Annotated in this window: 25 protein-coding genes and 2 tRNA genes; 12 read left to right on the forward strand and 15 right to left on the reverse strand. The window is 67.4% G+C overall.

Going from position 1 to position 24625, the window contains the following annotated elements; translation table 11 throughout:
- Positions 1-10: 10 nt before the first annotated feature.
- A complete protein-coding gene (locus H610_RS0110640) occupies positions 11-316 on the forward strand; it encodes a HigA family addiction module antitoxin (RefSeq protein ID WP_028239645.1) in 306 nt (101 codons plus the stop codon).
- Positions 317-397: 81 nt separating this feature from the next.
- Here H610_RS0110640 and H610_RS0110645 read toward each other — a convergent pair.
- Positions 398-474 (reverse strand) — tRNA-Met (locus H610_RS0110645).
- Positions 475-695: 221 nt separating this feature from the next.
- Between H610_RS0110645 and H610_RS0110650 the strand changes: the two genes are divergently transcribed.
- Positions 696-1730, forward strand: a complete 1035-nt coding sequence (locus H610_RS0110650; RefSeq protein WP_028239646.1) for a UV damage endonuclease UvsE — start codon at positions 696-698, stop codon at positions 1728-1730.
- Between the two features lie 242 nt (positions 1731-1972).
- On the opposite strand, the gene rutF is transcribed toward H610_RS0110650, so the two are convergent.
- From rutF to rutA, 6 genes are read right to left on the reverse strand one after another with little or no spacing between them, the layout of a single operon-like run.
- The gene (gene rutF, locus H610_RS0110655) at positions 1973-2500 is read right to left on the reverse strand and encodes an NADH-dependent FMN reductase RutF (RefSeq protein ID WP_028239647.1); all 528 of its coding nucleotides are present in this window, start codon (positions 2498-2500) and stop codon (positions 1973-1975) included.
- 11 nt (positions 2501-2511) lie between these two features.
- The gene (locus H610_RS0110660; RefSeq protein ID WP_028239648.1) at positions 2512-3102 is read right to left on the reverse strand and encodes a malonic semialdehyde reductase; all 591 of its coding nucleotides are present in this window, start codon (positions 3100-3102) and stop codon (positions 2512-2514) included.
- A gap of 9 nt (positions 3103-3111) precedes the next feature.
- Positions 3112-3912, reverse strand: a complete 801-nt coding sequence (gene rutD, locus H610_RS0110665) for a pyrimidine utilization protein D (RefSeq protein ID WP_028239649.1) — start codon at positions 3910-3912, stop codon at positions 3112-3114.
- Positions 3913-3963: 51 nt separating this feature from the next.
- On the reverse strand, positions 3964-4350 hold the full coding sequence (gene rutC / locus H610_RS0110670) for a pyrimidine utilization protein C (RefSeq protein ID WP_028239650.1): 387 nt from the start codon (positions 4348-4350) through the stop codon (positions 3964-3966).
- Positions 4351-4389: 39 nt separating this feature from the next.
- Complete coding sequence (gene rutB, locus H610_RS0110675; RefSeq protein ID WP_028239651.1) at positions 4390-5133, reverse strand: pyrimidine utilization protein B; 744 nt, start codon at positions 5131-5133, stop codon at positions 4390-4392.
- Complete coding sequence (rutA, locus tag H610_RS0110680; protein WP_028239652.1) at positions 5133-6221, reverse strand: pyrimidine utilization protein A; 1089 nt, start codon at positions 6219-6221, stop codon at positions 5133-5135. Before rutA ends, rutB begins: the two co-directional genes overlap by 1 nt.
- Positions 6222-6503: 282 nt before the next feature.
- On the opposite strand from rutA, the gene rutR reads away from it, so the two are divergent.
- From rutR to H610_RS0110720, 8 genes are all read left to right on the forward strand, one after another.
- Positions 6504-7193, forward strand: coding sequence for an HTH-type transcriptional regulator RutR (gene rutR, locus H610_RS0110685; protein ID WP_043238335.1), 690 nt, complete (start codon positions 6504-6506; stop codon positions 7191-7193).
- Positions 7194-7230: 37 nt separating this feature from the next.
- Positions 7231-7875, forward strand: coding sequence for a cysteine hydrolase family protein (locus H610_RS0110690; protein ID WP_028239654.1), 645 nt, complete (start codon positions 7231-7233; stop codon positions 7873-7875).
- Between the two features lie 983 nt (positions 7876-8858).
- Positions 8859-9869: an isopenicillin N synthase family dioxygenase gene (locus tag H610_RS0110695; protein ID WP_028239655.1), complete on the forward strand. Its 1011-nt coding sequence runs from the start codon at positions 8859-8861 to the stop codon at positions 9867-9869.
- Complete coding sequence (locus H610_RS0110700) at positions 9869-10255, forward strand: VOC family protein (RefSeq protein WP_028239656.1); 387 nt, start codon at positions 9869-9871, stop codon at positions 10253-10255. Before H610_RS0110695 ends, H610_RS0110700 begins: the two co-directional genes overlap by 1 nt.
- Before the next feature lie 44 nt (positions 10256-10299).
- A complete protein-coding gene (locus tag H610_RS0110705; RefSeq protein WP_028239657.1) occupies positions 10300-11400 on the forward strand; it encodes a BMP family ABC transporter substrate-binding protein in 1101 nt (366 codons plus the stop codon).
- Positions 11397-12926 carry an ABC transporter ATP-binding protein gene (locus tag H610_RS0110710; protein WP_028239658.1) on the forward strand — a complete coding sequence of 510 codons (1530 nt, stop codon included), beginning with the start codon at positions 11397-11399 and terminating at the stop codon, positions 12924-12926. Before H610_RS0110705 ends, H610_RS0110710 begins: the two co-directional genes overlap by 4 nt.
- Entirely contained in the window at positions 12919-14055 is a 1137-nt protein-coding gene (locus tag H610_RS0110715) for an ABC transporter permease (RefSeq protein WP_043238338.1), read from the forward strand. The genes H610_RS0110710 and H610_RS0110715 overlap by 8 nt, the downstream gene beginning before the upstream one ends.
- Complete coding sequence (locus H610_RS0110720) at positions 14055-14981, forward strand: ABC transporter permease (RefSeq protein WP_028239660.1); 927 nt, start codon at positions 14055-14057, stop codon at positions 14979-14981. The genes H610_RS0110715 and H610_RS0110720 overlap by 1 nt, the downstream gene beginning before the upstream one ends.
- Before the next feature lie 304 nt (positions 14982-15285).
- Here the strand turns inward: H610_RS0110720 and ychF are convergent, their stop codons facing one another.
- The 8 genes from ychF to H610_RS0110760 form a co-directional block, all read right to left on the reverse strand.
- On the reverse strand, positions 15286-16386 hold the full coding sequence (ychF, locus tag H610_RS0110725) for a redox-regulated ATPase YchF (protein ID WP_028239661.1): 1101 nt from the start codon (positions 16384-16386) through the stop codon (positions 15286-15288).
- Positions 16387-16475: 89 nt separating this feature from the next.
- The gene (gene pth, locus H610_RS0110730; RefSeq protein WP_028239662.1) at positions 16476-17060 is read right to left on the reverse strand and encodes an aminoacyl-tRNA hydrolase; all 585 of its coding nucleotides are present in this window, start codon (positions 17058-17060) and stop codon (positions 16476-16478) included.
- Positions 17061-17089: 29 nt separating this feature from the next.
- Positions 17090-17704 carry a 50S ribosomal protein L25/general stress protein Ctc gene (locus tag H610_RS0110735; RefSeq protein ID WP_028239663.1) on the reverse strand — a complete coding sequence of 205 codons (615 nt, stop codon included), beginning with the start codon at positions 17702-17704 and terminating at the stop codon, positions 17090-17092.
- Positions 17705-17812: 108 nt separating this feature from the next.
- On the reverse strand, positions 17813-18754 hold the full coding sequence (locus H610_RS0110740) for a ribose-phosphate pyrophosphokinase (protein ID WP_028239664.1): 942 nt from the start codon (positions 18752-18754) through the stop codon (positions 17813-17815).
- Between the two features lie 42 nt (positions 18755-18796).
- Positions 18797-18871 (reverse strand) — tRNA-Gln (locus H610_RS0110745).
- 31 nt (positions 18872-18902) lie between these two features.
- Positions 18903-19748: a 4-(cytidine 5'-diphospho)-2-C-methyl-D-erythritol kinase gene (ispE, locus tag H610_RS0110750; RefSeq protein ID WP_028239665.1), complete on the reverse strand. Its 846-nt coding sequence runs from the start codon at positions 19746-19748 to the stop codon at positions 18903-18905.
- Complete coding sequence (gene lolB, locus H610_RS0110755) at positions 19748-20368, reverse strand: lipoprotein insertase outer membrane protein LolB (protein ID WP_043238343.1); 621 nt, start codon at positions 20366-20368, stop codon at positions 19748-19750. The genes ispE and lolB overlap by 1 nt, the downstream gene beginning before the upstream one ends.
- 3 nt (positions 20369-20371) lie before the next feature.
- Positions 20372-22096, reverse strand: coding sequence for a tetratricopeptide repeat protein (locus H610_RS0110760; RefSeq protein WP_028239667.1), 1725 nt, complete (start codon positions 22094-22096; stop codon positions 20372-20374).
- Between the two features lie 171 nt (positions 22097-22267).
- Between H610_RS0110760 and hemA the strand changes: the two genes are divergently transcribed.
- Positions 22268-23536, forward strand: a complete 1269-nt coding sequence (gene hemA / locus H610_RS0110765) for a glutamyl-tRNA reductase (RefSeq protein ID WP_028239668.1) — start codon at positions 22268-22270, stop codon at positions 23534-23536.
- Positions 23533-24615, forward strand: a complete 1083-nt coding sequence (gene prfA, locus H610_RS0110770; protein WP_028239669.1) for a peptide chain release factor 1 — start codon at positions 23533-23535, stop codon at positions 24613-24615. Before hemA ends, prfA begins: the two co-directional genes overlap by 4 nt.
- The last annotated feature ends 10 nt before the right edge of the window (positions 24616-24625 follow it).

Consider the following 24625-nt stretch of genomic DNA (forward strand, 5'->3'; position numbering starts at 1 on the left):
AGGTGGCTACATGGCAATTAACGGCATGCGCCCCGTTCATCCTGGTGAAGTGCTGCGCGAAGAGTTTCTGGAGCCCCTGGGCATAACGCCTGCTGCTCTTGCTCGTGCGCTGCACGTATCGGCGCCGACCATCAATGACATCGTGCGTGAGCGCCGTGGCATTACAGCCGATACCGCAATTCGCCTGGGCCGCTACTTTGATACGTCTGCGCAGTTCTGGATGAACTTGCAATCTGACTACGCTCTGGCCACTACCTATGCGGCCAATGGCGAAGCGATCGAACACGAAATCGAGCCTTTGCGGGCCGCTGGTTAACCGCGTGGACGCCGCGTGGTCACTCTGTAGTCATCTGCCCAAAACAAAAGGGCCTACCTTTCGGTAAGCCCTTGAAAAATTTGGTGGCTACGCAGGGACTTGAACCCCGGACCCCAGCATTATGAATGCTATGCTCTAACCAGCTGAGCTACGTAGCCAAGTGGCGCGCATTATTCTCGTGGTGGTGGTGGCTGTCAACCCCTTCGGTTTGAAATTTTTCCACGTCCGATCAAGCGCTTAGACGGCGTTGCCGCCTGGGTGGCGGGCGTGTTTCGTCGGGGCGGGGGCACGTGTCGGAGCGCTGCGTCTCTAACCTGGACAGGTGCGTGGCCCGCGGCCTGGGGCTGGCCGGCATGCACGCGGAGCAGGGTGGTCGCGCATGTACAGAATCGGTTTCGCCTGCCAGTACCGGCACCCGGACGAACGTCTGGCGGCGAAGGAACTGGAGAGCGTCGAGCGGGCTTTCAACTGCCGGTCGACCACGCTGCGCTGGCTCAACAGCGTGGCGGTGGAGCAGGCGCGGGAGAAGCTGCACGCGGTGATCGCGCACAACCTCGAGGCGCAGGGGCGCTTGCTGGAATACGTCGGCGAGTTGCCGCCGGCGCTGCGGATGCTGCGCCTGAGCAGCGACCTGCTGCCGCTGTACAGTCACCCGGCGGTGGCGGGCTTCTACCGCGAGCCGGCGGTGAAGGCCTCGCTGGAGCAGGGCTTCGCCCGGCTCGGCGAGCGGGCCAGGGCGCTCGGCGTGCGGCTGTCGATGCATCCGGGGCAGTACTGCGCGCTGGGCTCGGACCGGCCGCAGGTGGTGGAGAACAGCCTGGCGGAGTTCGAGTACCACGCCGACGTGATCCGCATGATGGGCTTCGGCCGCCGTTTCCAGGACTTCAAGTGCAACGTGCACATTGCCGGACGGCTGGGCGCTGAGGGCATTCGGGCGCTCTGGCCGCGGCTGTCGGAGGTGGCGCGCAACTGCATCACCTTCGAGAACGAGGAAAAGACCTACGGCGTCGACGCCTGCCTGGAACTGGCTGACCTCGCTCCCGTGGTGCTGGACATCCACCACTGCTGGATCAACGAGGAACGCTACATCGCCCACGACGACCCTCGTATCGAGCGCATCCTGGAGAGCTGGCGCGGTGTGCGCCCGACCATGCATTACTCGCAGCCGCCGGAACGCCTGATGGCGCTGGGCTTTTCCGCCGTGCGCAAGCTGGAGATGGCCGAATTGCTGGAGAAGGTGAGCAAGCGCGAGCTCTACGCCCATAGCCAGCGGATGTGGAACCGATGGACCAACGCCTATGCGCGCGGCTTCCTGGAGCGCTTCGACATCATGATCGAGGCGAAGGACAAGAACCTGGCGGCGCGCGACTTCTATCGGGAGTGCATGGCCGAGGAACAGACGGGTAGCGGGTAGGCGCGCGCTTTTACTGCTTGCTGCTGGTAAAGGGGTGGCCGCGATGTCGGACTGTAGAGGTTAGGCCTTGTTTGTGGGGCGGCGGCTTCTTCTCTTTGTGCTCTGCTGGGGGCGGTACAAGCCCACTGGGCCCCGGCCTGCGTCGGGGCGACGGATGTGCGCGGGGCGTGGTTGCGGCTGCGTCCGATGTACGACCCTTGAGCCCCTCCATCTCCTTATCGGCCTGGCGCTGACCGGCTGAATCAGCGTGTGGCATGCACTCCATGGTAGCCGCGGTCGAAGTACACCAGCCCGTCGGCATCGGCCTGGCGGCGGAGCGCCAGCACCTCGCAGCAGAGGATGTCGTGGGTGCCGACGCTGCTGATGTGGCTGATGCGGCAGTCGAAGGAGGCCGCCGCGTCGTCCAGCACCGGCGAGCCGGTGGCCCAGGTCGACCAGCGGGCGGCGGCGAAGCGTTCGGCCATGGGCGTCTTGCCGCCGAACAGGTTGGACAGCGCCTGCTGGTGGCTGGCCAGGGTGTTGATGCACAGGGTGCCGTTGCCGAGTACGGCCGGGTACGCCGACGCGCTGCGGTTCAGGCACACCAGCAGGGTCGGCGGCTCGTCGGTGACGCTGCATACCGCGGTGGCGGTGAAGCCGGCGCGGCCCGCCGGGCCGTCGGTGGTGACGATGTTGACCGCGGCGGCCAGGCGCGCCATGGCGTCGCGGAAGTCCTGCCTGGCGACCGGCGGGGCGAGCGGGGTAACGGGGGCGAGCTGGGCCAGTGGCATGGTCGGTCTCCTCAGGCGAGCACGCAGGCGCGCTCGAACGGCAGGCGGGGCAGGCGGTCGCGCAGGGCGTCCGTGTCGCCATAGCCGAGGTTGATTAGCAGGTTGGATTTCCAGGTGGTGCCGGCGAAGAAGGTCTCGTCCAGCAGGCGGTTGTCGAAGCCGGACATCGGCCCGGTATCCAGCCCCAGGGCGCGGGCGGCGAGGATCAGGTAGCCGGCCTGCAGCGAGCTGTTGCGCAGGGCGTTCTCGGCGATCAGCGCCGGCTGGCCGGCGTACCAGCTGCGGGCGTCGACGTGTGGGAAGAGCTCGGGCAGGGTGTCGGGGAAGTTCTCGTCATAGGCGACGATCGCCGTCACCGGGGCGCTCATGGTCTTGTCCAGGTTGCCCTTGGACAGGCAGGGTGCGAGCTTCTGCTTGCCTTCCGCGCTGCGCACGAAGACGAAGCGCGCCGGGCAGCTGTTGACCGCGGTCGGGCCCAGTCGTACCAGCGCATAGAGCTCCTGCAGCAGGCTGTCGGGCACCGCCCGGTCGAGCCAGGCGTTGTGCGTGCGCGCCTGGCGGAACAGGGCGTCGAGCGCGTCGGAATCGAGTGGCGTGGTCATGGATGTTCCTCAGGCCGTCGCAACGGCCGGCGCGGCGACGCGGGCCAGGTGCTCGAGCAGTACGCGATTGAAGGTGTCGCCGTCGCTGACGCTGGAGGCGTGGCCGCCATAGTCGAGCAGCTCCAGGCGGGCGTCGGGCAGGTGCTCGGCCAGGTGCTGCGAGCGCTGCCAGGGCACCAGCATGTCGTCGCGGTTGGCGATCAGCAGGGTCGGGGTGGCGATGCGCGGCAGCGCGTCCTCGATATCGAACGCCAGCAGCGCCTCGATGCGCCGCAGCATGTTGTCGCCCGCCGGGAAGTGCGCCAGCGCATGGGCGTCGTCCCGGGCCAGGCGCTCGCTGTTGGCGGCGATCCAGTCGGCCGGGTAGAGGAACAGCGGCTGCGCCTGCACGTAGGCTGCGGGGCCGCTGTCACGCAGCAGGTTCAGGCGCACCGCGAAGCAGCGTTCGCTGTGCGGGTTGGGGCTGCTCCAGGCGTTGATCAGCACCAGGCCATCCAGCAGCGCGGGGCGCAGCAGGGCGAGCTTGAGGCCGACCAGCCCGCCGAGGGCATGGCCGATGAAGTGGCAGTGCCCGATCCCGACCTCGTCCAGCAGGGCCAGCAGTTCGCCGGCCATGTCGTCGATGGAATAGCCTTCCGGCAGCGTCGCCGGGCTGTGGCCGGTGCCCAACTGGTCGTAGACCAGCACCCGGTAGTCCTGGCTCAGCAGCGGCAGTTGCGGCGTCCAGAAGGCCCCGGCGCCGCCCAGCCCGGAGCTGAGCACCAGGGTGGGGGCGTCCGCGTCGAGACGGCCGTGGATTTCATGGTGCATGTGCATACCTCCGCGAAGGTGAGGCGAAGCCGTTCGGCTACCTTCGGCGCGTCACGGGCCGACGTGGGCGATGCTGGCGATCTCGATCAGCGCGTCCGGCTTCACCAGGCCGCACTGGATGCAGTAGCGCGCCGGCTTCTCGCCGGGGAAGTACTCGGCATACACCTCGTTGACCTTCGCGTAGTTGGCCCAGTCGGTGAGCATGATCATGTTGAAGGTCACGTCGTCCATGCTGCCGCCGGCGGCCTTGACGACGCCCTTGATGGTTTCCAGCACGTGGCGGGTCTGGGCGGCAGCATCACCGACATGGACCACGTTGTTGTCCTTGTCGAACGGCAGGGTGCCGGACACGTAGAGGATGCCGTCGGCCATGGAACCGGGGACGTAGGGAGCGAGCGGCTTGCCGCTGCCGGCGGGGATGACGGATTGCTTGGGCATGGTGCGTTTTCCTTGCAAGGCGATGGATGTCGTTGTGGTTCAGGCGCTGGTGGCGGCCGGCGTTGCGGCGAAGGCGGCGCAGAAGTCGTCGACGGTCGAGACCCAGCCGAAGAAGGTCTCGATGTTGAACAGTGCGGCCTGCTGGGCGAACTCGGGGCCGGCCTGGTGGGTGGCGTCGGCCAGCACCACGCCGAAATACTCGAGGTGGAAGCCGTCACGCAGGGTCGATTCCACGCACACGTTGGTGGCGATGCCGGTGAACACCAGGTTGCGGATGCCGCGGGCACGCAGGGTACTGTCCAGCTGCGAGTTGAAGAAGCCGCTGTAGCGCGGCTTGGGCACCAGCAGGTCGCCCGGCTGCGGCTGCAGTTCGTCGACCAGCGCATAGTCCCAGCCGCCCTTGGCAAGCAGCTTGCCCTGCAGCTCGGGGCGCTTGCGCATGGTCTTGAGCGCGTTGGACTTGTGCCAGTTGGGCGAACCGGGGCCGCCGGCCTCCAGGTAGCCGGCGTCCCAGCCGTTCTGCAGGAACACCACCGGCATGCCGGCGGCGCGGGCGGTGGCCAGCGCCTGGCCGATCCTGGCGATCACCGGGGCGGTGGCCGAGACGTCGAAGCCGGCCAGGTCGAGGTAGCCGTCCTTGCTGGCGTAGGCGTTCTGCATGTCGACCACGATCAGTGCGGTCTCGCTGGCCTTCATCGCCAGCGGTTCGGGGCGGGCCGGCAGGCGCACCGGTGCGCCGGTCGCTTCCAGGCCGTAGCCGGACAGGTTCTCGGGTGCGTTCATCAGGCGATCTCCCGCTGTTCAGTGATGTGGCGGCGGCTCTGCATCAGCGGCTGGATGCGCTCGCCGAAGTCCTCGACGCCCTTGACGAAATCGTCGAAGGTCAGCATCACGCCCTGCATGCCCGGCACGCTGGCGATCTCGTCGAGCATCTTCGCGACGTTGGCGTAGGAGCCCACCAGCGTGCCCATGTTGATGTTCACCGCCGAGGTCGGGTCGGCCATCTGGCGGACGTTGGTGTCGCTGCCGGAGGTCTTGTCCGCCGCGCCCTGTTCGCCCAGCCAGGCGATCGCCTCCTGGTCGGCGCCGGCCTTGTAGTGTTCCCAGCGCTCGCGGGCAGCCTCGTCGGTTTCGTCGGCGATGACCATGAACAGCACGCAGGAGGTGACGGTGCGCCCGGTCTTGGCGCAGGCGGCCTGCAGGCGCTCGGTGGCCGGCGCGAAGGCGGTCGGGGTGTTCACGCCCTTGCCGAAGCAGAAGTTGTAGTCGGCGTACTGCGCCGAGAAGGCCATGCCGGCGTCGGACGAGCCGGCGCAGATGATCTTCATCTCCGCCTGTGGGACCGGGCTGACGCGGCAGTCCTCCATCTGGAAGTGCTCGCCCTTGAAGTCGCTGCGGCCGGTCGCCCAGAGGTCGCGCAACACCTGGGCGTACTCGCCGAGGTACTGGTAGCGCGTGCCGAAGAATTCATCGCCCGGCCACAGCCCCATCTGCGAGTACTCGGGCTTCTGCCAGCCGGTGACCAGGTTGACGCCGAAGCGGCCGCCGGAGATCGAGTCGATGGTCGAGGCCATGCGCGCGACTATCGCCGGCGGCAGGGTCAGGGTGGCGGCGGTGGCGAACAGCTTGATGCGGCTGGTGACGGCGGCGAGGCCGGCCATCAGCGTGAAGGATTCGAGGTTGTGCTCCCAGAACTGGGTTTTGCCGCCGAACCCGCGCAGCTTGATCATCGACAGGGCGAAATCGAAGCCGTAGTGCTCGGCCTTCTGCACGACCGTCTTGTTCAGCTCGAAGGTCGGCATGTACTGCGGCGCGTTCTCGGAAATCAGCCAGCCGTTGTTGCCGATCGGGATGAAAACACCTACGTCCATGGGATTGCCTCGTGTCTGCAATGCCTGAAGGGCTGCCTGCGTCTGGCGGGCAGTGTCCCGGGGGCAAAAGCAGAAAGCAGGCCAGCTTTGGAATGTCTTTTTCTTTCAGCAGGTTGTGAAAAATTCGATCGTTTGGCTGGACCATTTGGTCCGAATCAGAGCACTTGGTTTGTGCGCGCTGCCCGAAGATGAGGCAACCGGCGCTGCGACATCGCGCAGGTACGCGGGCGGCACCTTGCGCGCTACAGTAGTGCCGACTTCTCCGCGCACCCCGGTAACTCAGTGACCATCAGAACCCCCGCTCCCGTCGATCCACGGCCTTCGAAGAACGCGCCGCGCCAGCCCAGCGAAACCGCGCAGAAGCGCCGCCTGCGGCAGACCGAAAGCAAGCGCGCCGGCATTCTCCAGGCGGCGCTGAAGGTGTTTTCCCGCTATGGGTTCCACGGCACCAGCCTCGACCAGGTCGCCCTCGAGGCGGACGTTTCCAAGACCAACCTGCTGTACTACTTCGGCAGCAAGGACGAGCTGTACGTCAGCGTGCTGCGCCAGCTGCTGGATGTCTGGTTGCGCCCGCTGAAGAGCTTCAGCGTGGAGCAGGACCCGGTCCAGGCGATCGGCGACTACATCCGCGTGAAGCTGGAACTGTCGCGCGATCATCCGGCCGAGTCCCGGCTGTTCTGCATGGAGGTGATGCAGGGCGCCCCGCTGTTGCTCACCGAGTTGGAACAACCCTTGCGTGATCTCGTCGAGGCCAAGGTCGCGGTGATCCAGGCGTGGGTCGATTCCGGCAAGCTCGCCCCGATCGAGCCGCATCACCTGATCTTCTCGCTATGGGCCACCACCCAGCACTACGCCGACTTCGCCGCCCAGGTCACGGCGGTGGCCGGCAGGACGCTGGACGACCCGGCCTTCTTCGAAGAGACCCTGCAAAGCCTGCAGGCCCTGATATTGAACGGGGTTCGTCCGCGTTGACCGACCGGCTCGAACCCTTCGCAAGGAGTCGAGCCCCATGAGCAAACCCCTGGTCCGCTGGGCGCTGCAGCCCTCCCGCAGCGCTGTCGTCGTGGTCGACATGCAGAAGGTCTTCTGCGAGCCGCAAGGGGCGCTGTACGTGCCCGCCACCGCCGCCATCGTCCAGCCCATCGCCGCACTGGTCGAAGCCGCCCGCGCCGCAGCCGTGCCGGTGATTTACCTGCGACACGTGGTGCGCGGCGATGGCAGCGACACCGGGCGGATGCGCGACCTCTATCCCAACGTCGACGACATCCTCGCACGAGACGATCCGGGCATCGAGATCATCGAGGCGCTGGCGCCACGCGCCGGCGACGTGGTGGTCGACAAGCTGTTCTACAGCGGCTTTCACAACACCGACCTGGACACCGTGCTGCGGGTCCGGGACATCGACACCCTGATCGTCTGCGGCACCGTCACCAACGTCTGCTGCGACACCACCATCCGCGACGCCGTGCACCGCGAATACAAGGTCATAGTCCTCAGCGACGCCAACGCCGCGATGGACTACCCCGACCTAGGCTGGGGCCGGGTCAGCGCGGCCGAGGTGCAGCGCGTGGCGCTGACCACCTTCGCCTACGAATTCGGCGAAGTGACCACCAGCGGCGACGTGATCGACAGGCTCGTCAGCGCCGGGCGTTGAGCCGACCGGGACGTCGTGTGGGTGGTTCGGTGGGCGCTGTCCTGCTTCGTTGCTGCCGGCCATCCCTCATCCGGCCCTGCGGGCCACCTTCTCCCGCGGGGAGAAGGGAAAAGCCGGGTGTGGCCCATAGATTCGGCGCAGGTCTGTAGGAGCGAGCTCGCTCGCGAACCGGGTCTGCGCGAGGTCCGGGCAGTTCCACGCCATCCCCCGTCCCCTCCAGGAGAGGGCCGGGTGAGGGCTTGCGTCCCACCGATCAGCGACGGGGCTCGCCTGTAGGAGCGGGCTCTGCCCGCGACCGTTGCACGAGTCGTGTACCCCGCAGAGGGCCTCATTCGCGAGCAGAGCTCGCTCCTACAGGAAGAAGCGTGCGCGGTATGGGGGGGCGCGCGGGCGCTGCCTGTGGTGACGGTCCTTTCCGATCTTCAAGCCCGTCATACCGGCGCAGGCAGGTACCCAGGCGGTGGGCAGGGCATATGCCGGCAGCTGGGCTCCGGCCTGCGCCGGGGCGTGGGCGCGGTCTTGACCGCGAACGGGCCTGCACCCTGGCCACGGGCAACGCCGCGCCATCCTCTCCCACCCGAGCTGAGGGCTTGCGTCCCACCGATCAGGGACGGGGCTCGCCTGTAGGAGCGGGCTCTGCCCGCGACCATTGCACGGGGCGCGCACCCGCAGCGGGCCTCATTCGCGAGCAGAGCTCCTACAAGGGATGCGTGGACATGAAGACCTGCTGCCTCGCCCGCTTTTCGTGCCGTGCGCACAAACCAAGTGCTCCGCTTCGGACCATTTGATCCAGGTTTTCCCGGGCGCCGATTGCAACTTCTTGATTTCCGGGCGATTGGTCGAGTGGCACAGATTCTGCTGAGTCGCTCCTGTCAAGCCCGCCGGCCGCCAAAGACGCCGCCCGATGGGCTCGCACGCAAGAGGCCGCTTTCTCTCGAAAGCCGCACGATCTTCCGCTTTGCGTCCTACAGGAGTGCGTCAACATGACTTTGCAGTATGTGCCCATCATCGATCTCGCCCCCTATTTCAGCGGCACGCCGGAGGGCAAGGCGGCGGTGGCCAAGGCGGTGGACCAGGCCTGCCGCGACATCGGCTTCCTGGTGATCACCAACCACCAGATCCCCGCCGAACTGATCGAGCGCGTCTCGACGCTGACCCGCCGGTTCTTCGCCTTGCCCTTGTCGGAAAAGCGCAAGGTCGACCGGCCCAGCCCGGAAATGGTGCGCGGCTACAGCGCCGTCGCCGAGGAGAGCCTGTCATACTCGATGGAAGAGGCCGCCCCGGGGGATCTCAAGGAATCCTTCTCCATCGGTCCGAGCGACGTGCCGGACGAGGACTACTACCGCTGCACCGCCGCCGGCCCGCACTTCGCGCCGAACGTCTGGCCCACCGGCATCGAAGGCTTCGAGCAGGCCTACCGCGAGTACTTCGAGGCGATGAGCGGCCTCTCGCAGTCGCTGATGCGCATCTTCGCCCTGGCGCTGGGGCTGCCGGAGACCTTCTTCGACGACAAGATCGACAAGCACATCAGCATGTTCCGCAGTCTCAGCTACCCGGACGTGAAGGGCAACGTCGAGCCGGGGCAGATGCGCGCCAGCGCCCACACCGACTACGGCAGCCTGACCATCGTCAAGCCGGACAACGCCCTGGGCGGGCTGCAGGCGCGCAACCGCCAGGGCGAGTGGGTGGACGTGCCCTACGTGGAAGGCGGCTTCGCGGTGAACATCGGCGACCTGATGATGCAGTGGACCAACGACCAATGGATCTCCACTCTGCACCGCGTGGTCAACCCGCCGCAGGACAGCCCCACCGACAACGGCCGCCAGTCGCTGGTGTTCTTCCACCAGCCCAACTACGACGCGCTGATCGAATGCCTGCCCAGCTGCTGCAGCGAGACCGATCCGCCGCGCCACGCGCCGGTCACCTCCGGCGACAACCTGCTGTCGAAGTTCGTCAAGCAGACCACCTTCGGCAAAGGCCTGGAGGTCGCCTGATGAACACGCTGTCGTACGTCAACGTCTTCGCCCACGACATCGTCGCGCTCTCCGGCTTCTACCGCGAGCTGTTCGGTTTCCGCGACATCCCGGAAATCGCTTCGCCGATCTTCCGCGGCCTGGACACCGGCAAATCCTGCATCGGCTTCAACGCGCCCGAGGCCTACGAGCTGCTGCACCTGGGCGACCAGGCGGACACCCGGGGCTGCAAGTTCCTGCTCAACATCGACGTGCAGAGCAGGGAGGAGGTCGACCGGCTGGTGCCGATCGCCTGCGAGATGGGCGCCACCCTCGTCAAGGCCCCCTACGAGACCTACTACCACTGGTACCAGGCCGTCCTGCTGGACCCCGAGAAAAACGTTTTCCGCATCAACTTCATGATGTGACCGCCCCTGCCTTCCGACAGCTCTCCAACCAGGAAAACCAGAAAATGCTGAATACGTTCATGAAACGGACCTTGTGTGCGGCAGTGGCCTTCGGCCTCGGAACCCTCGCCGTGGCGGAGGAGGGAAAGGCCGGCCTGACGCTGGACAAGCCGGCGAAGATCGCCATGCTCTACATCAGCCCGCGCAACGACGGCGGCTGGACCCAGGCGTTCGACGAGGCGCGGCAGAAGCTCGAGGCCGAGCTCGACACCAAGATCCAGTACGTCGAAAGCGTGCCGGAAAATGCCTCCTCGATCCGCCCGGCCGTCGACCGCCTGGTGCAGCGCGGCGCCAACGTCATCATCGGCACCGCCTTCGGCTATTCGGACACCTTCAAGGAGCTGGCCGACAAGTACCCGGACGTCGCCTTCCTCAACGGCTCGGGCACCACCAACAGCCACAACCTCGAATCCTTCTATGGCCGCACCTACGAGAGCCAGTACCTGTGCGGCATGGCCGCCGGCGCCGCGTCCAAGACCGGCAAGCTCGGCTTCGTCGCCGCCAACCCCTTCGGCCAGGTCAACTGGACCATCAACGCCTTCGCCCTCGGCGCCCAGCAGATCAACCCGGACGCCACCGTCACCGTGGTCTACACCGGCGCCTGGAACGACCCGGTCAAAGAGCGCGCCGCGGCCATGGCGCTGATCGACTCCGGGGTCGACGTGCTCGGCCAGCACGTCGACAGCCCGACCCCGCAGATCGTCGCCCAGGAGCGCGGCGTGCACGGCACCGGCCACCACCGCGACATGAGCGAGTTCGCCCCGGACGCGACGGTGTGCTCCTCGGTATGGGTCTGGGACAGGTTCCTCGCCCCCGAGCTCAAGAAGATCAGCGCCGGCAACTGGGTACCGCCGGAACACGGCGCGCTGTTGTCGATGGCCGAGGGCGGCACCGACGCCGCCTGCTGCGGCCCGGCGGTGTCCGAGGCGGACAAGGCGAAGATCATGGCTGCGCGCGAGGAGCTGCTCAAAGGCGAGAAGAAGATCTATGCCGGCCCGCTGCTCGATCGCGACGGCACCGAGCGCATCGCCGCAGGCGAGGTCATGGCCGACGCGGAGCTCTGGCAGATGGACTGGTTCGTCAAGGGAGTGACCACCCAGCAATGAGCACCCTGAACGCGATCCAGCTGACCGGCGTCAGCAAGTCGTTCGACGGCTTCATGGCCCTGGCCCAGGCGGATTTCACCGCCAAGTGGGGCGAGGTGCATGCGCTGCTCGGCGAGAACGGCGCAGGCAAGTCGTCGCTGATGAACATCGCCGCCGGCCTCTACGCACCGGAAAGCGGATCACTGTTCATCGACGACAACCCGGTACGCCTGAGCGGCCCGCGCGATGCGAGCCGCTATCGAATCGGCATGGTTCACCAGCACTTCAAGCTGGTGAAACCGTTCAGCGTGGCCGAGAACATCCTGCTCGGGCTGCCCGAGCAGCCCGGCAACGCCGTGCGCGGCAGCCACCGCCAGCGCCTGCGCGCGCTGGAGGCGCGAATCGGCGAGAAGGCCGCCGAGCTGGGCTTCGCCATCGACCCCTGCCAGGCCACCGAATCGCTCTCGGTGGCCGAACAGCAGCGGGTGGAAATCCTCAAGGTGCTGCTGGCCGGCGCCCGTATCCTAATTCTCGACGAACCCACCGCGGTGCTCACCGACCAGGAGGCCGAGCGCCTGCTGGAAACCGTGCGGTCCTTCGCCCGGCAGGGCGCGGCGGTGATCCTGGTGACCCACAAAATGAGCGACGTCAAGCGCTTCGCCGATCGCGTCACCGTGATGCGCGGCGGGCGCACCATCCAGACCCTCGATCCGCAAAGCGTGTCGATCGCCGAACTGGTGCGCCTGACCGTGGGCGAATCGGCCACGACGCACGCACACCAGCCGGGCACGCCCGGCGAGGAGCGGCTGCGGGTACGCGGCCTGCGCTCGCCCGAGGTCGGCGGTCACCGGGTGCTGAACGGCATCGACCTGAGCCTGCGCGCCGGCGAGATCTACGGCATCGCCGGCGTCGGCGGCAACGGCCAGAGCGAGCTGGCGAACGCCCTGATGGGGCTGCCCGAGCCCACCGAGGGGGACATCGAACTGATCGGCTTCGGCGACCTGCGCCGCGCCAGCAGCGAGCAGCGCCGGGCGCTGCGCATCGCCTGCATCCCCGCCGATCGCTACGGCACGGCGCTGGCCGGCGAGCTGTCGGTGGCCGAGAACTTCGGCGTCGGGCAGATCCATGGCGGACGCTACGGCTCGTTCTTCCGGTTGCGCCGCAAGCGGCTGGAGGAGGACGCCGCGGCGGCCATCGCCGGCTTCGACGTTCAGGGCGTGCGCTCGCTGAAACAGAAGGCCGCGCTGCTCTCCGGCGGCAACGCGCAGAAACTGGTGATCGCCCGGGAGTTTTCCCGTGAGCCGCAACTGGTGCTGGTGCACAGCCCCAGTCGCGGGCTGGATGTACGCGCCACCGCCGCGGTGCATGGGCGTCTGCGTACCGCTCGCGATGCCGGCGCGGCAGTGCTGGTGATCAGTGAAGACCTCGATGAAGTGCTGGCGCTCGCCGATCGCATCGGCGTGATGAACGCCGGACGCATCGTCGCCGAGTTCCCCCATCCGGCCGACCGCCAGGCCATCGGCAAGGCAATGGTGACCCATGAATGATCGGCTTCGCCCGGTGATGCTCGAACAGGCCGTGCAGGACGCGCGCAAGCCCCGGCGCCCGTTGCTGGCGCGGCGCTACGCGCTGGAGATTCGCCAGCAGCTCGCCTGGTACTGGCAGGCTTCCATCATCGGCCTGGCCCTGCTGGTCGGGCTGGGGCTCTCCGCGGCCATCCTGGTGGCCGCCGGCGTGCCGGCCGGCGAGCTGCTCAACGAATTCGTCGTGCTCACGGTGTTCGATCTGCAGAGCCTCAAGGCGGTACTGTTCCAGGCCTCGCCGATGATCCTGGTGGGGCTGGCCGGCTGCATGGCGTTCCGCGCCCGCTTCTGGAACCTGGGGCTCGAGGGGCAGATGATCTGGGGCGCGATCGGCGCCACCGCGATCTCGCTGTTCCAGATCGGTCCCGAGGCGCTGCGCCTGCCGCTGATGTTCGGCGCGGCGGTGGTCTGCGGCCTCGCCTGGGCGGTGGCGCCGGTGCTGCTCAAGCTGCGCCTTTCGGTCAATGAGATCATCTCGACGCTGATGCTCAACTACTTGGCGCTGAACTTCCTGCTGCACCTGCTCTACGGCAGCTGGAAGGATCCCAGGAGCTCGTTCCCCTATTCGCCGCAGTTCCAGCCGTTCGAGCGGCTGCCGGACGTGCTCGACGGCATCAGCGCCGCGGTGCCGCTGGCGGTGGTCGTGGCGCTGCTGGCGCTGTGGTTCCTCGGGCTGTCGCGCGCCGGGCTGTACCTGCGCTTCGTCGACGCCAACCCTCGGGTCGCCGGCGCGGTGGGCGTGCCGGTGCGCAGGATGATCGTCGCCACGGTGCTGCTGTCCGGCGCCATGGCCGGAATCGCCGGCTTCCTGGTCACGGCGGGGCAGGAGGGCCGGCTGACCCAGTCGTTCTACCAGGGCTACGGCTTCTCCGGAATCCTCATCGCCTTCCTGGCGCGCAACAACCCCATCGCCGCGCTGGTGGTGGCGCTGCTGATGGCCATGCTGTTCGTCGCCGGGCGCAGCCTGCAGGTCTTCTACCAGATCCCGTTTTCCATGGTGCAGCTGATCCAGGCGATCCTGGTCATCTGCGTCGCCTCGTCGGATTTCTTCATTCGCCACCGTATCCGCCGCGTCCAGGGAGGCGAAAGCTGATGGACATGATCGCCAACTGGCTGGGCAACACGCCGGACTTCGCCGTGCCCTTCGCGCTCGCCGCGCTGGGACTGATCCTCACCGAGCGCGCCGGGGTGCTGGCCCTCGGTGCCGAGGGCCTGATGCTGGTCGGCGCGCTGGCCGGCATCGGCGCGCAGCTGGCCTACGGGACGCCCGGCGTCTCGCTGCTGCTGGCGATGGCCGCCGCCAGCGTCGTCTCGCTGCTGTTCGCGCTGATGGTCATCGTGCTGCGGATCAACCAGGTGATCGCCGGGCTGGCGCTGGTGTTCTTCTGCCAGGGCCTGACCGGGCTGCTCGGCACGCTGCTGGAATGGACCAACAAGCCGGTCCGGGGCCTGGGCGCGATCGAACTGTGGCCGCTGTCGGAGCTGCCGCTGATCGGCAAGGTCTTCGTGCAGAACCCGCTGGTGTTCCTGACGCCGCTGATCTTCCTCGCCGTGGTCTGGCTGCTCACCCGCACCACCACCGGGCTGCGCCTGCGCGCCGTGGGAGAGAATCCGCAGGCGGCGGATGCCGCGGGCATTTCCGTACTCGGCTACCGGCTGGTGGCAATCCTCGCAGGCTCCGCATTGATCGGTCTGGCCGGCGGTTATATCTCGGTGCTCAGCACCAAGCTGTGGATCGCCGACATGACCGGCGGCCGCGGCTGGATCGCCGTGGCGCTGGTGATTTTCGCCCGCTGGTCGCCATGGAAGGCGCTGGCCGGGGCGCTGCTGTTCGGCTGCATCGAGGCCCTGATCCCGCAACTCGCGGCCGCCGGCATCCGCCTGCCGCAGTACTTCGTGCTGATGACGCCCTACGCGGTCACCCTGGCGGTGATGATCTGGGTCGCCTCCGGCAAGCAGGTGAGCGGCAGCCAGCCCGGCGCCCTGGGCGTGCCGTTCATACGCGAGGAGCGGCGCTGAGCCTTCGGGGTGGGGCTGTGTGCGCCTTCCGAGGTTCCAGCCACTTTGTGCGTGCGGCACAACCCCGGGCCAGCACGGCTTCGAATGCTTTTGGAGGCCCTTCTCGGGGCGATGCGTTTGGCCTCTGGCGGTCCTTCGGCCCACAGTCGTCGCGAGGGTGCGCCTCCCACAGGGTGGGGCGACACCGGTCCGTAGGGGGCGCCAGGGCGACGCGTGCCTGCGGTGTTGCAGTGCGCGTTCGGTTGTCTCGGTGCGGGCGGCGCACCCTGCGAGGGTGTGCGCCGGGCTTGGGGCTGGCGGGGGCTCAGACGTTGAAACGGAAGTGCATCACGTCGCCGTCCTTGACGATGTATTCCTTGCCTTCCAGGCGCCACTTGCCGGCTTCCTTGGCGCCGGCTTCGCCCTGGTAGGCGATGAAGTCGTCGTAGGCGATGACTTCGGCGCGGATGAAGCCCTTTTCGAAGTCGGTGTGGATCACGGCGGCGGCCTGGGGCGCAGTGGCACCGACCTTGACGGTCCAGGCGCGCACTTCCTTCACGCCGGCGGTGAAGTAGGTCTGCAGGTTGAGCAGCTCATAGCCGGCCCGGATCACGCGGTTGAGGCCGGGTTCGTCCATGCCCATGGATTCGAGGAACATCTGCTTTTCCTCGTCGTCGTCGAGCTCGGCGATCTCGGCCTCGATCTTGTTGCAGACCGGCACCACCACGGCGCCTTCCTCGGCGGCGATGGCGTTCACCACGTCCAGGTGCGGGTTGTTCTCGAAGCCGTCCTCGGCGACGTTGGCGATGTACATCACCGGCTTGGAGGTGAGCAGGTGGAAGCCGCGGATGACGCGCTTCTGTTCCTCGTCCATGTCCTTCATCAGGCTGCGCGCCGGCTTGCCTTCGGTGAAGTGGGGGATCAGCTTCTCCAGCAGGGCCTTCTGCGCCAGGGCTTCCTTGTCGCCGCCCTTGGCGTTGCGGGTGACGCGCTGCAGCTGCTTCTCGCAACTGTCGAGGTCGGCGAAGATCAGTTCGAGGTCAATGATCTCGATGTCGCGCTTGGGATCGACGCTGTTGGAGACGTGGATGACGTTCTCGTCCTCGAAGCAGCGCACCACATGGGCGATGGCGTCGGTCTCGCGGATGTTGGCGAGGAACTTGTTGCCCAGGCCCTCGCCCTTGGAGGCGCCCGCCACCAGGCCGGCGATGTCGACGAACTCCATGGTGGTCGGGACCACCCGCTCCGGCTTGACGATCGCCGCCAGCGCATCGAGGCGGGCATCGGGCATCGGCACCACGCCGCTGTTCGGCTCGATGGTGCAGAACGGGAAGTTCTCGGCCGCGATGCCGGACTTGGTCAGTGCGTTGAACAGGGTGGACTTGCCGACGTTGGGCAGGCCGACGATGCCGCAGTTGAATCCCATGGAAGGTGCCTCGAGTTGGTAGTCTCTCCGAGCGAAGCCCGGGTTATATCAGAAGGGCAGGGTGGTGCGCAGCGCGAGCGCCGGTGCGCTCAGGCCTTCTGGCTGTGCAGGCGCTGCATGGCGCGGGTCCAGTCGCCTTCGAGCATCTCCGGCAGCACGTCGAGGGCGAAGCCGATCGCCGTATCGAGCTTCTCGCGCTCGCCCTGCGGCGCGCGCCCCAGCACGTAGTTGCTGACCAGGCTGGCATGCCCGGGGTGGCCGATGCCCAGGCGCAGCCGGTGGAAGCCGTTCTGGTTGCCGAGCCTGGCGATGATGTCGCGCAGGCCGTTGTGTCCGCCATGCCCGCCGCCGAGCTTGAGCCTGGCCACGCCCGGGGGCATGTCCAGTTCGTCGTGGGCGACGAGGATGCTCTCCGGCGGAATGCGGAAGAAGCCCGCCAGTGCCGCGACGGCCTGGCCGCTGCGGTTCATGAAGGTGGTGGGGATCAGCAGACGGACGTCCTGGCCGCGGTGGCTGAATTTGCCCACCAGGCCGAAATACTTGCGGTCGGCGCTCAGGCCCGCACCCTCGCGGGCGGCCAGGCGCTCAACGAAAAGGGCCCCTGCGTTGTGCCGGGTCTGGTCGTATTCGGGGCCGGGATTTCCCAGGCCGACGATCAGTTTCACGGCAGTCACGACAGGGGCCCTTCCTCAGGCGCGCGCGATTACTCGGCGGCGCCTTCCTCCTTGGTGTCTTCCTTGTTCACGCGCGGCTGGTGAACGTTGGCCACCGGCAGGTCGCTGCCGTGCGCCAGGGCGACCAGCTCGACGCCTTTCGGCAGCTTGAGGTCGGTCATGTGCAGGGTCTGGCCCATCTCGACCTTGGCCATGTCGACTTCAATGAACTCCGGCAGGTCCTTCGGCAGGCAGGACACTTCCACTTCGTTCAGGTTGTGCAGGATCTCGCCGCCCTGGTTCTTCACGCCAACGCAGTTTTCCTGGTTGATGTAGTGCAGCGGGACGATGGCGGTCAGCTTATGGTCGGCGACCACGCGCATGAAGTCGGCGTGCAGCACGAAGCTCTTGGCCGGGTGGCGCTGCAGGGCCTTGATCAGCACGGATTCCTTCTGGTCGCCCAGGTTCAGGGTGATCACGTGGCTGAAGGAGGCTTCGGTTTCCAGCAGCTTGGCCAGGTCCTTGGCGAGGATGCTGATCGACAGCGGAGCCTTGTCGCCACCGTAGATGACGGCGGGAACGAGGTTGGCGTTACGACGCAGGCGGCGGCTCGCACCTTTCCCCAGGTCGGAACGCACTTCGGCATTCAGGGTGAAATCGGTCATTTCGTTTCTCCAAAATAGCAACAACGCCCGAAACGCTTGCGACCAGCGTCCGGGCGGTTGGCAAAAAGCCCCGCACGCGGCGGGGCATCGTAGGATCGGCGCGCGTCCTTAACGGAACATCGCGCTGATCGATTCTTCGTTGCTGATGCGGCGTACCGCTTCGGCGACGACGGGTGCGATATCCAGCTGGCGAATGCGCGTGCAGGATTGCGCGGCGGCCGACAGCGGGATGGTGTTGGTCACCACCAGCTCGTCGAGCACGGAATTCTCGATGTTCTCGATGGCCCGGCCGGACAGCACCGGGTGGGTGCAATAGGCGTAGACCTTGGCGGCGCCGTGGTCCTTCAGGGCCTTGGCCGCGTGGCCGAGGGTGCCGGCGGTGTCGACCATGTCGTCGACCAGCACGCAGGTACGGCCTTCGACGTCGCCGATGATGTGCATCACTTCGGACTGGTTGGCCTTCGGACGACGCTTGTCGATGATCGCCAGGTCCACGCCGAGGGTCTTGGCGACCGCACGGGCACGTACCACGCCGCCGATGTCCGGGGAGACGATCATCAGGTTGTCGAAACGCTGATCCTGGATGTCGTCGACCAGTACCGGAGAGCCGTAGATGTTGTCCACCGGGATGTCGAAGAAGCCCTGGATCTGGTCGGCATGCAGGTCGACGGTCAGTACGCGGTCGACGCCGACCACGGTGAGCATGTCGGCGACCACCTTGGCGCTGATCGCGACGCGCGCCGAACGCGGGCGGCGATCCTGCCGGGCATAGCCGAAGTAGGGGATTACAGCGGTGATGCGGGTGGCGGAAGAGCGGCGGAAGGCGTCGGCCATCACCACCAGTTCCATCAGGTTGTCGTTGGTCGGTGCGCAGGTCGGCTGGATCAGGAAGACGTCCTTGCCGCGGACGTTCTCGTTGATTTCGACACTGACTTCGCCGTCGGAGAACTTGCCGACGGAAACATCACCGAGGGGGATATGCAACTGACGTACGACACGCCGGGCCAGATCGGGGTTGGCGTTCCCCGTGAAGACCATCATCTTGGACACGCGCAGTACCTTGCCGGCTGAGGTGGACCTGATGAGAGAAAATGGCAGGGGCGGCTGGATTCGAACCAACGCATGGCAGGATCAAAACCTGCTGCCTTACCGCTTGGCGACGCCCCTGTATCGTGTCGGTACCCTTCGGATACCTGTCTCAGGACAGACTCTGCAGCTTGCGATGCAACATCGAGATGTTGCTTCCCTTGGCTACGAAGCCTGGCAGGGATTCCGGAAGTTGGGCCGCGACTTTATCAGCTTCGGCTTGGTCGGGGAAGGCCCCAAACACGCAACCACCGGTACCGGTCAATCTAGCTGAAACAAATTTGTTTAGCAAGATCAAAGCGTTACGAACTTCTGGGTAACGCTTCTCTACAACCGGCTGACAGTCATTTCGACCGCCCCGCTCGAGAACGGAGCGCACTGTAATGGCCGGACTATCCCGTGTCAACTCCGGCGCCGAGAAAATTTCTGCTGTGCTGACAGCCACTTGCGGCACAAGCACGAGATACCAGGGCTCGGCGGGCTCGACCGGCGTGAGCCGCTCGCCCACGCCCTCGGCGAAGGCGGCGCGCCCGCGGACGAACACCGGCACGTCGGCGCCGAGGGCGAGGCCGAGTTCGGCGAGCCGCTCCTCGCCCAGTCGCAGATCCCAGAGCCGGTCGAGCCCGAGCAGGGTGGTGGCGGCGTCGGAGCTGCCGCCGCCGATCCCGCCGCCCATGGGCAGGCGCTTGATCAGCTCGATGTCGGCGCCGAGCCGGCAGCCGCTGCTGTGCTGCAGCAGCCGCGCCGCGCGGACGATCAGGTTGCGTTCGGGGTCGACGCCGGGCAGCGGCGTCAGCAGGCGGATCTCGCCGTCGTCCCGCCGGCTGAAGGTCAGCTCGTCGCCGTGGTCGAGGAACTGGAACAGCGTCTGCAGCTCGTGATAGCCGTCGGGACGGCGCCCGAGGATGTGCAGCATCAGGTTGAGCTTGGCCGGCGCCGGCAGCGTCAGTCGCGTCATCAGCGGCCGAGCTGGCGCGGCTGCCAGTCCTTGATCACCAGGGTCACGCGCAGGTCCTGGCCTTCCAGGCGGATGCGCTCGGGCAGCGCGTAGCCGTCCTGCTGCAGGTAGCTGAGGTATTCCACCTCCCAGCCGTCCTGGGTCATGCGCGCCAGGCGGCCGTTGTCGTCCAGGGTCAGTTGCCGCGGGCTGTCGGGCGCCGGCAGCCCGCGAACCCACCAGAGCAGGTGCGACACCGGCAGGCGCCAGCCGAGCTGCGCCTCGAGCAGGGCCTCCGGCGAGTCGGCCTGGAAGCGCCCCTGGTTGGCGACTTCCAGCACCACCTCATCGGGGCGTCCGGTCAGGCGCGTGGCGCCGCGGCCGAGCGGGCCGGCCAGGCGGATGTCGAAATAATCCTGGCGCTGCAGCCAGAACAGGGTGCCGCTGCCCGAATCCTGCGGGGCGCGAATGCCGACCTTGCCGTTGATCTGCCAGCCGTCGATGGCGGACACGCGGGCCTTGTGCGTCTGCCAGGAGCCCTGGTCGCCAGGGCCCTGCACGCTTTCCTGCGGGCCGAGCCCGGCGCAACCGGCCAGGAGCAGGGCGAAGGCGGGCAGCAGCAGTCGTTTGAACAGGGTCATCGGTCAGGGCGTCTCCGATCCGGTCAGGCGCTTGAGGGTGTTGCGCAGGATGGCGTTGTCCGGCTGCGCCGCGAAGGCGTCCGACCAGACGCGGCGGGCCTCCTGCTGCTGGTTCTTCGCCCACAGGACTTCGCCAAGGTGGGCGGCGACTTCGGCATCGGGGAAGCGCTCCAGTGCCTGGCGCAGCAGGCGTTCGGCCTCTTCCAGGTCGCCCAGGCGGTAGTTCACCCAGCCGAGGCTGTCGAGGATCGCCGGGTCGTCGGGGTTGAGTTCGTGGGCCTGCTCGATCAGCGCGCGGGCCTCGTCGTAGCGCGTGGTGCGGTCGGCGAGGGTGTAGCCCAGGGCGTTGAGGGCCATGGCGTTTTCCGGCTCGCGCTCGATTATGAAGCGCAGGTCGCGCTCGAGCTGGGCCAGGTCGCCGCGCTGCTCGGCGAGCATGGCGCGGGTGTACAGCAGGTTGAGGTCGTCGGGGAACTGCTCCAGCGCCTGCTGCACGAGCTGCCAGGCGGCGCCCTGTTCGCCCTTGTCCTGCAGCGCCTCGATCTCGATGAGGTACAGCTGGATGGCGTAGTCCGGCTGCTGCTCGCGGGCCTCGGCCAGCACGCGGCTGGCTTGCTCGCCGCGGCCGGCGTCGAACAGCAGCTCGCTCTGCAGCAGCTTGGCCGGCAGGTAGTCCTTGCCCGGGCCGACCTCGGCGAAGGCGTCGAGCGCCGCGTCCGTCTCGCCCATCGCCTGGTAGGCGCGACCCAGGTTGAACTGCGCCGCGTCCAGGTGGCTGCCCCGCTCGATCAGTTCCTCCAGGTATATGGTCGCTTCCTGCCAGGCCTCCGCCTCCAGGCACACCAGGGCCATGGAGAAGCGCAGGTCGTCGTCCTCGGGGTATTGCTGCACCAGGGTGGCGAACTCGCCCATGGCCGCTTCGAGCTGTCCGCGCTCGACCAGCAGGCGGGCGTAGGTCAGGCGCAGGCGCTTGTCGTCCGGATGCCGCTTCAGCGACTTCTCCAGCAGCGGCACGGCCTCGTCGCTGCGGCCGAGGGCGTGCAGCAGGCGCGCGCGCAGCAGGATGGACGGCACCTGGTCGTTGGCCTGCGGTTGCGATTCGAGCAGGGCGAGCGCTTCCTGCGGGCGCTCGTCCTGCTGCAGCAGCACCGCCTTGCCGAAGGCCAGCTGGGGGTTGTCCGGATACTTGGCGAGCAGGCGGTCGAAGCTCTGCAGCAGGCCGGCGCGGGTGTCCGCGTCGGTCTGGGCGGCGGACAGGGCGAGGAAGTCGAAATGGGTGTCGCCCTGGCCGCGCAGCACCTTTTCCATGAATTCCATCGACTGCTCGTATTCGCCGGCGCGCGCCAGCTGGACGGCGGCGGCGCGCTGGGCGTCGAGGTTGTCCGGCGCGTTGCGCGCCCAGATCAGCGCGGTGTCGAGGGCCGCCTGCTCGGCGCCGAGGTACTCGGCGATGCGGAAGCCGCGCTCGGCGACGGCCGGGTCCTGGGTCGCGTTGGCCTGCTGGACGTAGTTGCCGAGGGCGATGTCGAAGCGGTTGCGCTGGCCCGCCAGCTCCGCCACCAGCAGGGCGTAGAGCGTGTCCGCGCTGAACGAGCCGTACTCGGTGACCGCGGGCTCCGCGGGGGCGGAGGCCTCGTCCTGCACCGGCGGGGTGCTGCGCTCGACGGGCTGCATCGACTGGCAGCCGGCCAGAAGCAGAAGGGCGGCGAGGGCAAGGCTTCTATTCATACGGGACCGCGTGGCAGTGGGGTCGGGGCATGATGACACAAGCCACCGGGCAAGCCCATGGGGCGGCCGGGCCGGCGAGGTCCGGAGGATTGAGACAATTGCCCGCAACAGTTGTTCTCAATCTGGCGAAGTAGGAGAATTGCGGGCTCCGTTTTTTCATCAGCGATCCGCATGTCCTTCATCGCGCTCGGCATCAACCACAAGACCGCTTCGGTGGACGTCCGCGAGCGGGTCGCGTTCACGCCCGAGCAGACGGTCGAAGCGCTGCAGCAGTTGTGTCGCCTGACACCGACCCGCGAAGCCGCGATCCTCTCGACCTGCAACCGCAGCGAACTGTACCTGCACCAGGACCAGGTGCAGCCGGATGCGGTGCTCGCCTGGCTGGCCGACTACCACCGCCTGAACCTCGACGACCTGCGCGCCTGCGCCTATGTGCACACCGATGCCGAGGCCGTGCGGCACATGATGCGGGTGGCCAGCGGGCTCGACTCCATGGTGCTCGGCGAGCCACAGATCCTCGGCCAGATGAAGTCCGCCTACGCCGTGGCGCGCGAGGCGGGCAGCGTCGGGCCGCTGCTCGGGCGGCTGTTCCAGGCCACCTTCAGCACCGCCAAGACGGTGCGCACCGACACCGCCATCGGCGAAAGCCCGGTCTCGGTCGCCTTCGCCGCGGTCAGCCTGGCCCGGCAGATCTTCGCCAAGCTCGATCGCAGCCAGGCGCTGCTGATCGGCGCCGGCGAGACCATCACCCTGGTCGCCCGGCATCTGCACGAGCAGGGCGTCAAGCGCATCGTGGTCGCCAACCGCACGCTCGAGCGCGCCAGCCTGCTGGCCGAGCAGTTCGGCGCGCACGCCATCCTGCTGGCGGACATCCCGCAGGAACTGCCGAACTGCGACATCGTCATCAGCTCCACCGCCAGCCAGTTGCCGATCCTCGGCAAGGGCGCGGTCGAGCAGGCGCTGAAGGTGCGCAAGCACAAGCCGATGTTCATGGTCGACATCGCCGTACCGCGCGACATAGAGCCGCAGGTGGCCGAGCTGGACGACGTCTACCTGTACACCGTGGACGACCTGCACGAGGTCATCACGGAGAACCTCAAGAGCCGGCACGACGCGGCGCTGGCGGCCGAGGAGCTGGTCGCCAGTGGCGCCGACGATTTCATGCTGCGCCTGCGCGAGCTGGCCGCGGTGGACGTGCTCAAGGCCTACCGCCAGCGCGCCGAGCGCCAGCGCGACGAGGAACTGCAGCGTGCCATGCGCCTGCTCGCCAGCGGCGTGCCCGCCGAGGAAGCGCTGGCGCAGCTCGCCCGCGGGCTGACAAACAAGTTGCTGCACGCGCCGAGCGTGCAACTGAAGAAATTTTCGGCCGAGGGCCGGATCGAGGCGCTGGCCATGGCCGAGGAGCTCTTCGCCCTCAACGGAGGGTCGGACACCCCATGAAAGCCTCGCTGCTGAACAAGCTCGATACCCTGCAGGACCGTTTCGAGGAGCTCACCGCGCTGCTCGGCGATGCCGAGGTGATCAGCGACCAGAGCCGCTTCCGCGCCTATTCCAGGGAATACGCCGAGGTCGAGCCGGTGATCGCCGCCTACCGCCGGCTGCGCAAGGTGCAGCAGGACCTGGAGGGCGCACAGGCGCTGCTCAAGGACAGCGACCCGGACCTGCGCGAGATGGCCGAGGAGGAAGTCGCGCAGGCGCGCATCGAACTCGAGCGGCTGGAGGGCGAACTGCAGCGCATGCTGCTGCCGAAGGACCCGAACGACAACCGCAACGTGTTCCTCGAAGTGCGCGCCGGCACCGGTGGCGACGAGGCGGCGATCTTCTCCGGCGACGTGTTCCGCATGTATTCGCGCTACGCCGAGAGGCAGGGCTGGCGGGTCGAGATACTCTCCGAAAGCCCTGGCGAGCACGGCGGCTACAAGGAGGTCATCGCCCGCGTGGAAGGCGACAACGTCTACGCCAAGCTGAAGTTCGAATCCGGCGCCCACCGCGTGCAGCGCGTGCCGGAAACCGAGTCCCAGGGCCGCATCCATACCTCCGCCTGCACCGTCGCCGTGCTGCCGGAGCCCGACGAGCAGGCGGCCATCGAGATCAACCCGGCCGACCTGCGCGTCGACACCTACCGCTCCTCGGGCGCCGGCGGCCAGCACGTCAACAAGACCGACTCGGCGATCCGCATCACCCACCTGCCCACCGGCATCGTCGTCGAGTGCCAGGAGGAGCGCTCGCAGCACAAGAACCGCGCCAAGGCGATGGCCTGGCTGGCGGCCAGGCTGCAGGACCAGCAGGACGCCGCCGCGCACAAGGAAATCTCCGAGACGCGCCGCCTGCTGGTGGGCTCGGGCGACCGCTCCGAGCGCATCCGCACCTACAATTTTCCCCAGGGCCGGGTCACCGACCACCGCATCAACCTGACCCTCTACGCGCTGGACGAGGTGATGGCCGGCGGCGTGGACGCGGTGATCGAGCCGCTGCTCGGCGAATACCAGGCCGACCAGCTGGCGGCGCTGGGCGATTGAGCCGCCTGCC

The organism is Stutzerimonas azotifigens DSM 17556, assembly GCF_000425625.1.
Lineage (GTDB): Bacteria > Pseudomonadota > Gammaproteobacteria > Pseudomonadales > Pseudomonadaceae > Stutzerimonas > Stutzerimonas azotifigens.

Coding starts and splice junctions, on each gene's coding strand:
- H610_RS0110650 (WP_028239646.1), top strand. CDS start 696: ATGTACAGAATCGGTTTCGCCTGCCAGTACCGGCACCCGGACGAACGT.
- H610_RS0110700 (WP_028239656.1), top strand. CDS start 9,869: ATGAACACGCTGTCGTACGTCAACGTCTTCGCCCACGACATCGTCGCG.
- hemA (WP_028239668.1), top strand. CDS start 22,268: ATGTCCTTCATCGCGCTCGGCATCAACCACAAGACCGCTTCGGTGGAC.
- rutF (WP_028239647.1), bottom strand. CDS start 2,500: ATGCCACTGGCCCAGCTCGCCCCCGTTACCCCGCTCGCCCCGCCGGTC.
- ychF (WP_028239661.1), bottom strand. CDS start 16,386: ATGGGATTCAACTGCGGCATCGTCGGCCTGCCCAACGTCGGCAAGTCC.
- ispE (WP_028239665.1), bottom strand. CDS start 19,748: ATGACGCGACTGACGCTGCCGGCGCCGGCCAAGCTCAACCTGATGCTG.
- H610_RS0110710 (WP_028239658.1), top strand. CDS start 11,397: ATGAGCACCCTGAACGCGATCCAGCTGACCGGCGTCAGCAAGTCGTTC.
- H610_RS0110705 (WP_028239657.1), top strand. CDS start 10,300: ATGCTGAATACGTTCATGAAACGGACCTTGTGTGCGGCAGTGGCCTTC.
- H610_RS0110735 (WP_028239663.1), bottom strand. CDS start 17,704: ATGACCGATTTCACCCTGAATGCCGAAGTGCGTTCCGACCTGGGGAAA.
- H610_RS0110715 (WP_043238338.1), top strand. CDS start 12,919: ATGAATGATCGGCTTCGCCCGGTGATGCTCGAACAGGCCGTGCAGGAC.
- rutC (WP_028239650.1), bottom strand. CDS start 4,350: ATGCCCAAGCAATCCGTCATCCCCGCCGGCAGCGGCAAGCCGCTCGCT.
- lolB (WP_043238343.1), bottom strand. CDS start 20,368: ATGACCCTGTTCAAACGACTGCTGCTGCCCGCCTTCGCCCTGCTCCTG.
- H610_RS0110760 (WP_028239667.1), bottom strand. CDS start 22,096: ATGAATAGAAGCCTTGCCCTCGCCGCCCTTCTGCTTCTGGCCGGCTGC.
- rutA (WP_028239652.1), bottom strand. CDS start 6,221: ATGGACGTAGGTGTTTTCATCCCGATCGGCAACAACGGCTGGCTGATT.
- prfA (WP_028239669.1), top strand. CDS start 23,533: ATGAAAGCCTCGCTGCTGAACAAGCTCGATACCCTGCAGGACCGTTTC.
- rutB (WP_028239651.1), bottom strand. CDS start 5,133: ATGAACGCACCCGAGAACCTGTCCGGCTACGGCCTGGAAGCGACCGGC.
- H610_RS0110660 (WP_028239648.1), bottom strand. CDS start 3,102: ATGACCACGCCACTCGATTCCGACGCGCTCGACGCCCTGTTCCGCCAG.
- H610_RS0110640 (WP_028239645.1), top strand. CDS start 11: ATGGCAATTAACGGCATGCGCCCCGTTCATCCTGGTGAAGTGCTGCGC.
- H610_RS0110695 (WP_028239655.1), top strand. CDS start 8,859: ATGACTTTGCAGTATGTGCCCATCATCGATCTCGCCCCCTATTTCAGC.
- H610_RS0110690 (WP_028239654.1), top strand. CDS start 7,231: ATGAGCAAACCCCTGGTCCGCTGGGCGCTGCAGCCCTCCCGCAGCGCT.
- rutD (WP_028239649.1), bottom strand. CDS start 3,912: ATGCACCATGAAATCCACGGCCGTCTCGACGCGGACGCCCCCACCCTG.
- H610_RS0110720 (WP_028239660.1), top strand. CDS start 14,055: ATGGACATGATCGCCAACTGGCTGGGCAACACGCCGGACTTCGCCGTG.